This window comes from Sessilibacter corallicola (assembly GCF_021290925.1).
GTDB classification, from domain to species: Bacteria; Pseudomonadota; Gammaproteobacteria; order Pseudomonadales; family Cellvibrionaceae; genus Sessilibacter; species Sessilibacter corallicola.
Genome location: NZ_JAJSLX010000002.1, coordinates 408,282 through 423,269, shown reverse-complemented (window position 1 = coordinate 423,269; position 14,988 = coordinate 408,282). Strand labels below are relative to the sequence as shown.

Here is a 14,988-nt window from a genome sequence, read left to right as displayed (position 1 = left end):
TACAGACCCAAATGAAAACTCTTTCTTTTTTAAAATGCAGAATCTAAACGTTTCTGTGCGAGTCCGAAGACATTTTCAAAACTCGCACAGACTGTTTTTACTGCACCAACATCAAGGCACTACCAGCGGCCGCAGCACAGGTGGCAATTGCCGCAGCGTCACTGCCTGAACTCGCAGAAATTCTGTCATAGAGAACTTCCAACTCTTCACGTACAGATCGCAGTGCACCTGGGGTCGCAAGGTCTGGGTCAGGTTGTGTTAACAACGCCACACCGCCCGTTACCGTCAACTGATTCGCCAACAAGCCATCGAGCATCTGATTAATCAGCGCATCTCGACCAGGCACTACCGCTAAACCACTGACCATCACGTTGCAGTATTCCACCGCCAACTGAGTGATACCGGTTTGATGTGAGGTCAAGAAACCAGAGATGTTCTCAACAGTAGGTAGCTGTTGTTGCAGTACGTTAAAGGACGCAGCAACATCCGGTTGAGTGATTGGAACACCCGTGACTTGAGATAAAGTGGCATTGATTTCAGCGAATGTTTTTACGCCGATATCAGACACAGGTTCCAAGTCTTGAGGCACAGCGGGAGACGGCGGCACAGGTACAGGGCGGTCGAAACTGCTGTTGCCAATTTCGTCAAAGTTCAAGAAGAACAAGTCACTGTCTGGGCCAAATTGCAGCGGGATTACAGTGCCAAGTGGCGACAACCGCTGACCGCTGACACGATCATAAGTAGCATCGGTTACATCAACACTTAGGTTTGAGAATGCCTGACCAACCGTGGCTTCCTGACCATTAACTCCAAGGTACATGCCTTCAATGTGAATATCACCGATGGACGCATTTGGATCTAAAGTAATAAAGAAAGGCTCGGAGAATAAATAGGCGAAGCTGTCAAACTGAGAAACCTCGAAAGCAATATAGGCTTCAGGAACGCTAACATGCTCTTCCACGTTAAATAAAAGGAAGAAACGCTCACCGACACCAACTTCGAAGTTATTAACAATATCTTCTTCAGACATGGATCGGTTGTGTATCGCTAGCAATCGGATGGTACCTTCCCAAGGATCGTTACCATCCACCTCTGCACCCAGAACCAGAGCAAAGCTGCTATTCCATGCATTGAGATTACCGCCAGGCGCTGCTTCATCCGCAACCAACTCACCGTTTACGTAGAGACGACGGCCATCGATCGGGTCAAAGGTCGCGACTACATGCTGCAAAGTAGCCTGCAAAATTTCATCGGCGTTATTCGTGCTCAGCGCGGGTTCACCATTGCCATCAGAGGTACTGCTTCGAGCTAAGAAGTCGTAGGCAAATTCGGTTTGTCCCAAGGTAAAGTTGCGCGTATCGGCCGAACCAGAATAACTCACAATGCGAGCCGGGCCGTCTTGAGTTACATTCGCCGGAACTACCCAAGCTTCGATGGTGTATTCACCAGTCGCCGTAATTGAATCGTAAAGTTTAACGCTTTGTGAAGTTAAACCCTGGGCACGACCACCTTCACCGATATCAATACCAAAACCACCGACCCACTCTACATCACCAGTAAGATTTAGGTTAATGGAAGGTTCAACACCACTGGTATCAAACGCCGTTCGTCCTTCACCTTCGGCAAATTCCCACAGCGCAATCAAATTGGTTTCAACTCGCCCGCCACTGCTGGCAACGATACCGTCGTCAGTCAAATTCACCGCACGGCTAATCACCAGTGCAGGGTCAATTTCTACCTCAGGAATCATCGCCGAAAGGTCAGCAATCGCTTGAGTCATAGTCGCCGCGTTGGAAGGACAGTCACTCCAACAGTTGTGAGATTCGTTTAATCGCAACACGAAACGAGAGTTAGAAGGCGTCGCCAAATCCAGACGTGACTGAGAAGCGTTGTAAGCGACAAGCACATCGCTACTGGCAATAAACGGCTGCTGTTGCGTCGGCGCATCTTCGGCGTGACATTGAGAGCAGAAATTATCCAACAACGGATACACAGTGTTTTCAAACGCGGTAGGATCCGGTGGGAAAACCTGGGAACCGCCGACATCACGCAATGCCGGAGCAGTCAAGGCAACAGTATTAGATACCGTACCCGATGCCTGAGCCCAAGCCTCAATAAAACCTTCAATTAAGCTCACACACACAGAAGTTACTGCCAACCAACAGTTATGACCTTCACCCACAAAAGTAGCGAGGCGCGAAGCGGATGGATTTTCTAGATCAACAAAAGGATTCACCTCAGCAAACGCCAAGTTGATATCGTCGCTTCGAACAAACGTGGGTGAGATTTCACCCGTGCCATGACACGCAGCACAGCGATCAGTACGCGCCAAATTATCCCAGACATTCAAGCGGAAATTCTGAACGTCATCGTTAATCGGATCTGGGCCGTTATAAACCACAATGATCGGTTCATCATTGCTGGTATCCTGATTAAATTCCGTTGGCGCACCGCTGCCGCCACCGCCGCCACAGGCGACAAGAGCAAGCGCAGAGGCTGTTAAAAACAATTTTGCGAATAGTTTTTTCATCGTCACTCTCCCTATTCGCCTTTACAGTAATCCGCAGTTTCTGCGAACACTTGCTTAATGTTGTAATTGGTATTGCGGAAACTGGTCACCATCGAACTCACCTGGTTACGATCAGCTGAATCAACCGGCGGACGCAGGCAGACGGTGTTAAACACTTTGGTAACCTGGCAACTTGCAAACGCATCGCTGTGAGCCAGCTCCATATTCATGCTTTTAGCACCAGAACCTGTACCAGGAAGGGATTCGTCCCAACCAATCACTTGGTTAACACCTTCACGCCAATAGTTATCCCAGTCGTCGTTTGGCGTTACAAAACCAAACGGGAACGTGTTGCCATTAATCAAATACTTTTCTTGCACACGAGTGCCGGTCACCGGATCAACTTCGCCCGGGCCGTGATAATCAATTTGGCCATCTTCGCCAGTGGGATCTGCGGCAATGTCAAAATCCCAAGAATAATAGGCGTAAGCCTGTGCAAGTGGGTCCATTCCGCTGTGACAGCTAACGCAGTTGTTAAGGAAAACACGGCTGTCGCCACCTGGACTGCGAGACACATCTTGACGGATTCGGTCAGGAGAACGGGCAGGATCTTGCATCTGCTCAAGGTCATTACACAGATGATTTAAGAGTGTGAATCGAAACATCGCTCGATTCGTTCCCGCGAAAAAGAAGGCGCGCGCGCCAGCTCGGCTGGTAATCACTCCGGAGGTTGCATCAGCGGGAAGCCCGGTGACCTCAGACTGACTGCGCAACTCAAGATTGTCGCGCAAGTTAATGCCGCGAGATTCGAGTTGCTCGTAGTGATTATTGTTGCTGTTGGAATAGGCTGTCACGCCAGAGGCAGAGCTGCCAACGTACAAAATGTTATCGTAGAGGATGCGACGAAAATCCAACTCATCACGAGTCACCCCGATAACCGTTGCGGTGTAATCGTTTAGTGGTCGGAATACGTCTTCATCGCGATTGGTCCAGGGCGTAACCCAGTTTTTTACGGTAACACTGTAGAAGCGCTCGTCGTCCATCGCGACGCGAGCTGCCTGCACACCGTTACCGGAGGCAATCAGTGTTGCCATCTGTTCCAAGACCGACTCAGTGGCAGGGGCACCTACCAACCGATCATGCATTCTCTTTGCTTGTTCGAACTCGCCAGCATGTGCATTGGAGAAACCCAGTGATGCAGCAGAGATCAACGCGCCCACTAACGCTCCTCGAGTTTTAGTGGCAAATGACAAGCAACGAACCTTTCGTTGCGTATGAGCGTGACTAATCATGGCGTCCTTAGTTATTTGGCTTTTGGTCGGTCATCAATCTTTTATCGGTTGTAACTTTTATAAGATGCAACAACCACTATAAAACTCGACTTCCACTGAGCAAGTAACGAAAGATAAAACCGAACATCTGAGGAGTTAGCGGCGAAAACGTCCATGTGTAAAATCATAGAAGCTTTCTATTATTTTCGAACTGCATCAATGCAACGACCAAAAAAATCATTTCACGGTGACACTATTATGCTAGTGATCACTTTCGTTCGCAGGACTTGGTAGCCCATCATTATGATAAGTCAGTCGCAATTTTATCCATTTCTACAGAATTCGTTTTAATTCCTTAAAAATATAATTACCTTTGCTGATAATTAATGAAAAAGAATAAAGAAATTGTTCTATTAATCGGCAACAAATCTTTCATCTCTTTGAAATAGTTAATTTTTTTAATAAATATTTAGAACAAACGATCAGCATCTAAACTAGGATACACCTTGAAAAGCTGTGACATTCGGCACGGACGTAAAATCAATATTTACTGACAATCCAACCACTTTAATTAAGCCTGAAAGCAAAAACTTTATAAAAGCGCCGCACTTATTTAGTAAGAAGAAATTTTTATTAATAAACCAGAAGCCAAACTGTGTTTTTCATCAGTTAGCCTTCCGATTAGAAGTTATGTGCAATAGCAGTAATGAAGTTAAACAAGAGATGAGACTGTAATGATCTTCAATCGACACCAACGTTGGATATTACCCGCTTTAGCCAGTGTCGCGTTATATGGTTGTGGTGGTGCCGGTGGCGGCAATAATGATGGTAACGGCGGCGGTGTCAGTTCAGGTGATGAGCCCGATGCCGTTGTCCAGGACATCCCTATTGCCTACGTCAGAAGATCAATACCTCTAGATGATGGTGGCGACATGATCGCCAACGATGTCCTCGATCCCAGCCAGTTTGTTCCAGGTGCAGCCCTATTTTTACGTGAACGCGCCGACGCCGACGCTAACGAAACCAATTTAACGGAAGGTGTTTTCCCCGAAGGCGAACTCTACGATGTTAAAGACTTAAGTGTTTCCAACGACGGCGAACGCATGGTGTTTGCCATGCGCGCCCCAGAAATTGAAGACGCCGATGACGACGAACAACCCACTTGGAATATTTGGGAATACAGTCGAGTAGACGGTATGTTACGTCGAATCATTCCCGATGATATTACCGCCGAAGCCGGACAAGACGTTAATCCACATTATTTACCGGATGGCAGAATTGTCTTCTCAACCACTCGCCAGGTGCGCAGCCGCGCCGTCTTGCTCGATGATGGCAAACCCCAATACGCCGCTCAAACCGAAGCCAACCAAGAAGACGGTTTCGTTTTGCATGTTATGGATGAGTTCGGTTTAAACATCGAACAATTAACCTACAACCAAAGCCACGATCTACAACCCGTGGTTATGCCAGACGGGCAAATTGTTTTTAATCGCTGGAATAACAAAGATCGCGCGAACATTTTTTCGCTCTTTAGCATTCGCCCCGACGGCCAAGACAATCAAGAACTTTACGGGTACGAAAGCCAAAACACCGGTACCGACGGTGCTGACGCTATCTTTTTTGCCCCACAAGCCATGGCTGACGGTCGCATACTCAGCCTACACCGCCCTCGTGAAGCCGAAAATTGGGGAGGCGATCTGATCGCCATTGACGCTGAAAATTTCAGCGATCGCAATCAAGACATCGCTCTACCAATTAACGTCGATGATCCCGGTGGCGAAGTTATGATGGGTGGGCAAGTATCTTTAGCATTTGGTGAAATCCCCGTCGACGACGACCCCAACACAATTTCTCTCAACGGCTATTTTGCGGCAGCGGCGGATCTATTCGATCAAACACCAAGACTCCTAGTCAGCTGGACCGACTGTCGCCTGGAAGATCCTGATGACGGTGCAATTATTCCGTGCTTGGAAGACAACCTCGCCATTGAAGGTATTCAGGAAGCGATTCCTCTATACGGGCTTTGGATTTACAACTTGGACGAGCTAACCCTCCAACCGTTGTTCCCGGCAACCCCCGGAGAAATGTACACCGATATTGTTTCCTTCGGCGCCCGCGCAGAAGATTTATTCTTGGCAGATCGCCAAGCTGGTGTCGATCTGCAACAGACTCTGGTCGATGAGAACCTGGCCGAACTGCATATTCGCAATGTTTACGAAGTTGCCGGTGAAGACGCCAGTGTCGGCATCGCAACCTTGGCCGATCCAGTGTTAACCACCGCCGACGAACGCCCTGCTCGCTTCTTAAAAATCGAAAAAGCCGTGAGTATTCCTGATGACGACGTGTTTGATTTCGAACGCTCTGCGTTTGGCTTCACCAATGTCATGCGTGAAATCATCGGTTACGTGCCCGTCGAACCCGACGGCTCAGTAAAAACAGTCATTCCGACCGACGTAGCACTCACAGTTTCTATTACCAATGCGCTCGGCCAACGAGTTAGCCGCACCAGTCCAAACTGGTTTACTGCGCGTGCAGGTGAAGAAATTGAATCCGCCGATTTAAGCGTTTCATTGCGAAGACTAGACGCTACTCAGCCATCGAGTAACCCCGGCGCCCCGGCTAACGGCTTTAACTTTCCCAATACTGAGCCGTTACTGATCGCCTTTTTAGGCGAAACCATGGCAGAAACCTTTGCCCGAATTAATGGCACCCGTGAACCCAGTGTTGATCTAGTTTTTAACGACGATTGGACCAACCCCGCAATTCGTCCGAAATTCGATAGCTTCGAATATCGGTACGCCGACTTATCCACAGAAGCTCCAGCCACCGAAGGCTGCCAACTGGATTGGGACGGCAGTTGTCGAGTGGAAATTCACTACCCAGACCATATTCAAGTACTGTGGGATTTAGACAGAACCGTTTCTGATGATATGGGAAATGTTATCAGTGATAACACCTGTACGGTGTGTCACAATACCCGCGATGCAATGGGCGAGCTACAGGTACCAGCGGGACAGCTTGAACTCACCCAAATGCCCTTGGATGGTAATCAACAGTTCCGCTCATTCCGAGAACTCGGCGCTAATGACAACGAAGACGCAATTGTTGACGGCGCCTTAGTAGAAAGAACGGAAGAGCAAATCGTCACCGACGGCAACGGCAACGTTGTTTTTCAAATGGATGACGATGGCAATTTAATTCTCGATGACGACGGCAATCCAATTCCGGAAACCATCTTAATCACATTCCCTGTTGCAAGAAGCCTAGCCCCCAACAATGCTCAAGGGAGCCGCTTCTTTGACCTGTTTGAAGCCGGCCAAAGCCATGAAGGCTTCTTAAGTCAGGCAGAACTAAAGTTAATTGGTGAGTGGCTAGACCTTGGCGGACAGTACTACAATGACCCATTTGATGCCCCAGAAGATTGACGCTTAAGCCAAACCACGGAACCCAATTTGTGTACTTGATTCAATTAGTATTATCTCGACACGCCCAAAATCATGAACAAAATTCTTGGCTTTGCGTGCAAGGGAACGCTCGAACAGAAACTCGAACTGCAAACAGTCGCACGCTAAAACATTCACCGGTTTTATCGGCACTGTTGGCATTCGCACTTATATTATTTACCAACGCAGCTGTCGCCAAAGACCCAACCTTGGTGGTCGTAGATACCGGTTACATTGACGTCCACACAGGTCCTGGGCGCGGCTATCCCGTGTTCCACGCTTTAGAAAAAGGCGAAACCATCGAGCTTCTCAAACAGAGAACCGATTGGGTCAAGGTAAAAACCAAACGCGGTAAAAAAGGTTGGGTTCACGTTCGCGACATCAACAAAACCATCGGCGCAAATGGCGAACAAGTTACCTTTTCAACGCCTGGGTTTGAGCAGTTTAAAAATCGTCGTTTCGAGTTAGGTTTTTCCGCAGGAACCTTCGAAGGCTCCGACTCCATTGACGCCTACGTAGGCTGGCGGTGGACCAAAAATATTTCCGTTGAAGCTCACGCCACTCAAATTGTCGGTGATTTCTCGGACAGCCAAATGTTTACCGCGAACATCGTACTGACGCCCTTTCCCGATTGGCGCATCACCCCATTTGTAACTTTAGGTACTGGCACCATTGATATCAGTCCAGACACAACACTGGTAAGTACAGAAGATCGCACCAACGACGTTTTACAATCAGGTATTGGATTCTACGGTTACGTAGGTCGACGCTTTGTCGCACGATTTCAATACAACAACAATAAACTAATTACGGATCGCAACGAGAATGAGGAGATTGATGAATGGCGACTCGGCATAACTGCATTTTTCTAGGCCGCGCCTTTCTGGGCTTGAGCCTCGTTGCTAGTACAGCGTTTAGCACCACGGCATTCGCTCAAGATCAAGACGTACTCGAAGATATTATTACTCCGGATCTCGAACGTCGCGAAATTAAAGAAAGCGATCTCGACACCGAAGATTTCGAAATTGGAATCTACGCCGGCATTATCAACATCGAAGATTTCGGCAGTAATGACGTAGTCGGTATTCGGTTGGCCTACCACGTCAGTGAAGATATTTTCCTCGAAACTTCTTTTGCTGAAACCACGTTGGGAGAAACCAGCTTCGAACGTTTGAGTGGTGACATCCAATTATTAAGTGACGATCAACGCGACGTTACCTACTACAATTTGTCGGTTGGCTATAATTTTCTTCCAGGTGAAGTCTTCCTTGGATCAAAAATCGCCCTGAATACCAACTTCTATATTATTGCCGGTATCGGAACGACAGAATTCGCTGACGAAGAGCAATTCACTTACAACTTTGGCGCAGGAATTAATATTTTTCCAACAGATTGGTTAAGCATACGCCTAGACTTCAGGGATCACGTGTTTGAGCACGATCTTTTTGGAGAAACTGTGACCACAAACAACCTAGAAGCCAATTTAGGATTTAACATTTATTTTTAAATGTTGTCCTATAGTCACTTTGTTAGAACTTGAATGACTAATACGAGGATAAGGACATGACTCCAAAGAGATTATTAACTCAGGCTGCTGCCATCGTTTTCGGATTGATGATTGCCAGCGCACACGCCGCTGTTGAGCTTGATCTAAAAGCACCTGACTTCACCTTAAAATCAAAAGACGGCAGTAACTTCCGCCTGTCCGAACATCGCGGTGAAGTAATTTTCATCAACTTTTGGGCATCGTGGTGTGGTCCGTGCCGTCAAGAAATGCCACTACTCGATAAGCTTCACGCTCGTTACGCCGATGCAGGCTTTAAAGTCGTGGGTATCAGCATCGATGAAGAACAGTCTGAAGCCGATGCCCTGTTGAAAAAAATCCCGGTTTCTTTCCCCGTTTTGTACGATTCCGAAAGCTCAGTCAGCCAATTGTTTGATGTTGACGCCATGCCAACCAGCGTTTTAGTTGACCGTAACGGCAACATGCGTTTTCTGCACCGCGGCTACAAGCCAGGCTACGAAGATGACTACCGCGCGCAAGTGAAGGAGCTTATCCGCGAATGAACCGTCTGATTCAACTCGCTCTTTTGTGGTGTTTGTTGATGCTTATGGGGTGTGCCGTAAAGCCTTGGGTAAAACCCTATGAGCGACAAAATCTTGCCGACCCCATTATGAGCTTTGAGCGCGACCCGGTTTCCGCAGCCTACATCAACCACGTCTACGACGCTCGTGAAGCGGCGCGTGGTGCTGAAGGCGGCTCCGGTGGTGGCTGTGGTTGTAACTAATCGTTTTAAATTACTCATGAAAAAATCTGCTGTACTCAATACCTGCTTCTCGATCACCGCAACGCTGATACTTTCGGTATCGTCCTTACTAGCGAACGCTGCGGTACTACCCGATGACCGTATCGATATTCTTTACCATTCCTACGATGGCGATGGCGTAAAGATTGATGGCCCATCAATTTTGGTGCGTAAAAACATCGCAGAAACCGTTTCTGTGTACGGCAACTACTACGTCGATGAAGTAACCGGTGCGTCTATTGATGTAATGTCATTCGGAAGTGCTTACGTCGAAGAGCGGGAAGAATTCAGCTTTGGTGCAGATTATTTGTACGATAAATCGGTCATGAGTTTCAGCTACACCAACAGCTCTGAAAATGATTTCGACGCCGAAAGCTACAGCCTTGGTATTACTCAAGATTTTTTTGGCGACTTATCCACATTGTCGCTAGGAATCAGCTACGGTGAAAATACCGTCGGCCGATCAGATGATCCAAACTTCGAAGAATTCTCTGATTCACGCCGTTTCCGAGCTGGCTTAACACAAATTCTAACCAAAAATTTGATCGTTAGCCTCAATGCAGAATCCGTAATCGACGAAGGCTTTCTAAATAACCCTTACCGTCAAGTACGATTTTTAACCGGCGAAAATGCAGCGTCAACGCGAAGCGAGCTTTATCCAAGCACTCGTAACAGCGATGCGTTTTCCATCAAAGGCTTGTACTATTTACCGTATCGCGCATCGGTTCGTGCAGATTACCGCACCTACTCAGACAGTTGGGGAATTGAGGCAGAAAACTACGAAGTTCGATACGTTCACCCCGTTAAAAGCGTTGAAGGGTTAACGCTGGAATTACGGTTGCGAACCAACGACCAAACCCAAGCCGATTTCTACTTTGATCTACTTCCGTTTGACGGAGCAACCAACTTCTTCGCCAGAGACAAAGAACTCAGCACCTTTACCAGCACCCAAGTTGGTTTTGGCGCAACTTACGAAGTCAAAGCAAAATGGTTATCCGGGTTTGATAAAACCACCATCAATTTGCAATACGATCGCATTGAATTTGATTACGACAACTTCCGAGATATTACCGCCAACCAAAACGGCGAATTTAATATTGGCGAAGAACCGCTATTCAGTTTTGAAGCCGATGTTATTCGGTTGTACATTTCTTTTTGGTATTGATCAAATACGCCTTGCCTTTATCTAAAAAGTAAGGCGTATAAAACTCTACTCCCGAAGCTAATCCCCGTTCTTAATTAACACTTCGAACAAATGGAGAGGAGTACTCTTTTTCTGATAACCCAGATTGCACAATCGGTTTATCATGCGCCTCAACTGGACATTTTTTAATAGCCAAACTTAACTCTTCTTTGCTAAGTGGCTTTAATTCCAATTGCCCCGGAAGCGTAAGCGCTAAACCAATCAAGTTTTTCCCCTGTCTGGTAGTTAATTTTATATGGTCAACAGTTGTAATCTTTTCTGCTTTTAAAGAAAAAGGAACAGTAAAGTAATCTTCTTTCCTCAAAGAATAACCGCTACCGCCACCAGCATAATTCCAATAGCTAGTCGTATAAAATTTGTATTCACCTTCTGGAAGAATTCGGCAAAAATAAATGCTTTTTTCATCCAACTCAGGCTTTACTTCGTCATAGACAGAATTGCCAGAAAAACCACCTTGAGTAGAAGCTAACCTATCCCAAATTCTATCGTTATCAGTACTCTTAAAAGAAACCGAAATAGAATTAAAGTGCTGAGCGCACTTCGTTTTGTTAGAATTACCTTTACATTGCGTCGAATATTTTCCTACTAAATACGCTCTTTCCGACTCATCCAAACTAGCTTCAATTGCCTGGCGTTTTTGTTCTAAAGTCGCACAGCCAGTTACAACAAATAAACAACCGACAATAGATAACTTAAAGTACCGATACATATAAACTCTCGTTAAAATTAAACCAAGATATTGTGCACAACATACATCCTAACAGTCACAAGAATGATAATTCATAATAATCTTAGCCAATAAAATTAGCCAGCCATTCAAAAGACTTTTAGCTAGAGAAAAGTTCTTCTAAAGCACTCTATTCCAGAGAAATATTAACTGCCCACAAACTCACTAAAAGCATAGCCAGTTAATACCTATAAAATTAATTAAAACCGATAGGTATAATCAACGTACAAACGAAAATCTTCTTGATCTGGTTTTACGCCATCAACTTGGCCAAATTCGTCTGAGGTATATTGGTGCCAAATTCCACGTACTTGAAGGTTTTTTATCTGAGGAACTTTGTAACGTACTTCTATTTCATTCCAATTTTCATCGGCTTGTCCTAACGATGAATCTTCAGAATTTTCCGCATCCCAACCGTAAGCCGCAGAGAATGTTGTGGTTAGTCCTGGAATTGTATTGTGCCAATCGTATTTATATTTTAGCCGAACAACATTTTCTCCAGAATTTGTTAAATCAGGACCAACACGGGCATCGGTAGGAAATGGATTGGGGCCGTGATAACCGGCAAAATTATCTTCCAACCATATTTCTTCAATTTTTGTGTACGCTAAAGACCATTCACTTGGGCCTTTCGACCATACGAAATCGACAAAGCCACCAAGGCCATCGTTACTGCTGGAAGTTTCTCCGACAACGCTGCCAATTGCGTCCTCGTCGTCAAGATCACCATTTTCTGCGCCGGTAACAAATAAATCACCATCGTCGGCGGAAGTAAAAATGCCACCAATAATTTTTAACTTTGAATGCTCAAACGGAATTAAATAAGAAGCACGCAATCCAAATTTAGTGAGGTATTCATCAGCCGTGAAATTTTCAAGCTCCACCGACAATTGGTTTGTTGCGTATTTAAGTCCCAACACACTCACATAATCAATAGATCCTTCTTCGGATTGATCTGTTGAAAACTCTTCGAAGGTACCTCGGGCACGCCGGGAAAATTCATCGTACACAGCACCATAAAACTGTAGATGATTTGTTGCTTGGTAATTAATATTAATTCCACGATAGGTGTTCGGTACAGCTCGACTGCCATTACTAATAAATAATAATGAATGGTGTTGTTGTCTACCGACTTTTATCGATAAATTCTTCAATGGCGTAACATTAATATAGGCTTCGCCAATTTGACTGAATCCCGAAAGATCACCATCGGACTCTCTCGTTAATATATCTTCGTTGTTACTGCCACTGTGATCCAATTCAGCCAAATAATAACCGGATAAATTAACACCAACGAGGTGACTAAACTGCGGACTTTGGTAATTTAGAATATAACCAATTGCCGATTGATCCCGATTCTGAGCACTGTTATCAAATTCGCGATCAAAATGAATAAAGCGCGTTTTAAATTCAAAATTATGTTTATTGTTTATCGCATCTGCCTGCACCATTGACGATGCAACTAACGACAATACACCAACACCCATAGTCATTTTTTGGGTTAACGTAAACATCACAAAGTTTCCTCCACAATTCTTACCAACCCGTCAACAATTACTTTTCCGTAAGACACGCAAAGACTCCTGGCAATCTAATATTCCATAAAATCCATTAAAAAATTTTCACCGAGATTATTGTCCGAAACAACCCAGTTTAAAAACCACTTTAATAAAAGGTTCAAATAACAACGTGGATTTTAAGAACTGCATTTTCAAGATAGGGAGACAAGATATCTAAATAGATGGGTTTAACTGTAGGAGCAAATCAAGGCGAGAAAGGCTGTACAAAAATGTAAGATGTATTTTTAACGTTATTTAAATTCAAACAAAAAAAGCCCGCATAAATGCGGGCTTGAAGCGCTCGGTTTAAATTGACAAAGCGTCAATTAGAACTGGTTCATGGTGTTGTCTTTACCACTTGCTTTCAGTGCAGCGTCACCAGAGAAGTATTCTTTGTGGTCATCACCAATGTTAGATCCAGCCATGTCTTGGTGTTTAACACAGTACAATCCTTCACGGATTTCTTTACGCTGTACGCCAGCAACGTAAGCCAACATACCTTCATCACCGAAGTAACCTTTTGCAAGATTGTCAGTAGACAATGCAGCAGTGTGGTAAGTCGGCAATGTGATCAAGTGGTGGAAGATACCCGCTTCACGAGCAGCGTCCGCTTGGAAAGATTGAATCTTCGAATCAGCTTCTTTCGCAAGGTCAGTCTCGTCGTAATCAACAGACATCAAGTTGCCACGATCGTATGCAGAAACGTCTTTGCCTTCTTCAGTCCAAGCATCAAATACTTGCTGACGGAAGTTTAGAGTCCAGTTGAATGAAGGCGAGTTGTTGTAAACAAGCTTCGCATCTGGCACAACTTCACGAATACGGTTAACCATTTCTGCAATTTGGCCAACGTGTGGTTTTTCAGTTTCGATCCAAAGAAGATCCGCACCATTTTGCAAAGAAGTAATACAGTCAAGAACAACACGGTCGATACCAGAGCCTTGTTTGAACTGGAACAAACCAGAAGCCAAACGCTTAGGCTTAAGCAACTTGCCGTTTGCCTTAACAACAACGTCACCGTTATCAATGTCGTCAGCACTTTCGATGTAATCACCGTCTAAGAATGCGTTGTACTTGTCGCCAAGGTCGCCTGGTTCGTTAGTAACCGCGATTTGCTTGGTCAAGCCAGCACCTAGAGAGTCAGTACGTGCAACGATAACACCGTCTTCAACACCTAGCTCCATGAACGCGTAACGAACGGCGTTGATTTTTGCCAAGAAGTCAGAGTGTGGAACAGTTACTTTACCGTCTTGGTGACCACATTGTTTCTCGTCAGATACTTGGTTTTCGATTTGGATACAGCAAGCACCCGCTTCGATCATTTTCTTCGCTAAAAGGTAAGTTGCTTCTTCGTTACCAAAACCTGCATCGATGTCCGCAATAATAGGTACAACGTGAGTTTGGAAGTTATCAACTTTAGCAATTGCTGCTTCTTCTGCTGCTTTGTCACCCGCTTCACGAGCGTCGTCAATTTCTTTGAAGATATGACGAAGTTCACGCGCATCTGCTTGCTTCAAGAAAGTGTATAGCTCTTCGATCAAGCTAGCTACAGACGTTTTCTCGTGCATAGATTGGTCTGGTAATGGACCAAAGTCAGAACGAAGTGCCGCAACCATCCAACCAGAAAGGTACAAGTAACGGCTTTTGGTTTGACCAAAATGCTTTTTAATTGCGATCAATTTTTGTTGACCGATAAAACCGTGCCAGCAACCCAAAGATTGAGTGTAGTTAGCTGGAGACTGGTCGTAAGCCGCCATGTCTTCACGCATGATTTTGGCAGTGTATCGAGCAATGTCCAAACCGGTTTTAAAACGGTTTTGTAGATCCATGCGCACCGCGTACTCAGCGTTGATTTCACGCCATGCATTACCGTTTTTATCAATAACGCCCGCTGCTGATTGGATTTTATCTGAATAACTGCTCATTTCTATCTCCTCGTGGTAATACTTTTTAAATCAAGCGTTGATATCAA

Annotated in this window: 11 protein-coding genes; 6 read left to right on the top strand and 5 right to left on the bottom strand. The window is 45.4% G+C overall.

Going from position 1 to position 14,988, the window contains the following annotated elements:
* Window positions 1–97: 97 nt before the first annotated feature.
* Together LU361_RS09130 and LU361_RS09125 are read right to left on the bottom strand one after the other, a co-directional pair.
* Window positions 98–2,530: a LamG domain-containing protein gene (locus tag LU361_RS09130; RefSeq protein WP_233088541.1), complete on the bottom strand. Its 2,433-nt coding sequence runs from the start codon at window positions 2,528–2,530 to the stop codon at window positions 98–100.
* 11 nt (window positions 2,531–2,541) lie between these two features.
* Complete coding sequence (locus tag LU361_RS09125) at window positions 2,542–3,762, bottom strand: hypothetical protein (protein WP_434064663.1); 1,221 nt, start codon at window positions 3,760–3,762, stop codon at window positions 2,542–2,544.
* Window positions 3,763–4,514: 752 nt separating this feature from the next.
* On the opposite strand from LU361_RS09125, the gene LU361_RS09120 reads away from it, so the two are divergent.
* From LU361_RS09120 to LU361_RS09095, 6 genes are read left to right on the top strand one after another with little or no spacing between them, the layout of a single operon-like run.
* A complete protein-coding gene (locus LU361_RS09120) occupies window positions 4,515–7,205 on the top strand; it encodes a hypothetical protein (protein WP_233088539.1) in 2,691 nt (896 codons plus the stop codon).
* A 29-nt stretch (window positions 7,206–7,234) separates the two neighbouring features.
* The gene (locus LU361_RS09115) at window positions 7,235–8,095 is read left to right on the top strand and encodes an SH3 domain-containing protein (protein WP_233088538.1); all 861 of its coding nucleotides are present in this window, start codon (window positions 7,235–7,237) and stop codon (window positions 8,093–8,095) included.
* Entirely contained in the window at window positions 8,065–8,730 is a 666-nt protein-coding gene (locus LU361_RS09110) for an outer membrane beta-barrel domain-containing protein (protein ID WP_233088537.1), read from the top strand. The genes LU361_RS09115 and LU361_RS09110 overlap by 31 nt, the downstream gene beginning before the upstream one ends.
* A 56-nt stretch (window positions 8,731–8,786) precedes the next feature.
* Window positions 8,787–9,290, top strand: a complete 504-nt coding sequence (locus tag LU361_RS09105) for a TlpA family protein disulfide reductase (protein ID WP_233088536.1) — start codon at window positions 8,787–8,789, stop codon at window positions 9,288–9,290.
* Window positions 9,287–9,511, top strand: coding sequence for a DUF4266 domain-containing protein (locus LU361_RS09100; RefSeq protein ID WP_233088535.1), 225 nt, complete (start codon window positions 9,287–9,289; stop codon window positions 9,509–9,511). The genes LU361_RS09105 and LU361_RS09100 overlap by 4 nt, the downstream gene beginning before the upstream one ends.
* On the top strand, window positions 9,498–10,694 hold the full coding sequence (locus tag LU361_RS09095) for a DUF3570 domain-containing protein (RefSeq protein WP_350338011.1): 1,197 nt from the start codon (window positions 9,498–9,500) through the stop codon (window positions 10,692–10,694). Before LU361_RS09100 ends, LU361_RS09095 begins: the two co-directional genes overlap by 14 nt.
* Window positions 10,695–10,764: 70 nt before the next feature.
* On the opposite strand, the gene LU361_RS09090 is transcribed toward LU361_RS09095, so the two are convergent.
* The 3 genes from LU361_RS09090 to LU361_RS09080 all read right to left on the bottom strand — a co-directional run bounded on the left by LU361_RS09090 (window position 10,765) and on the right by LU361_RS09080 (window position 14,941).
* Window positions 10,765–11,442, bottom strand: a complete 678-nt coding sequence (locus tag LU361_RS09090; protein WP_233088534.1) for a hypothetical protein — start codon at window positions 11,440–11,442, stop codon at window positions 10,765–10,767.
* A 218-nt stretch (window positions 11,443–11,660) separates the two neighbouring features.
* Window positions 11,661–12,974: an OprD family outer membrane porin gene (locus tag LU361_RS09085; protein WP_233089518.1), complete on the bottom strand. Its 1,314-nt coding sequence runs from the start codon at window positions 12,972–12,974 to the stop codon at window positions 11,661–11,663.
* Window positions 12,975–13,345: 371 nt separating this feature from the next.
* Window positions 13,346–14,941, bottom strand: a complete 1,596-nt coding sequence (locus LU361_RS09080; RefSeq protein ID WP_233088533.1) for an isocitrate lyase — start codon at window positions 14,939–14,941, stop codon at window positions 13,346–13,348.
* Window positions 14,942–14,988: the final 47 nt, after the last annotated feature.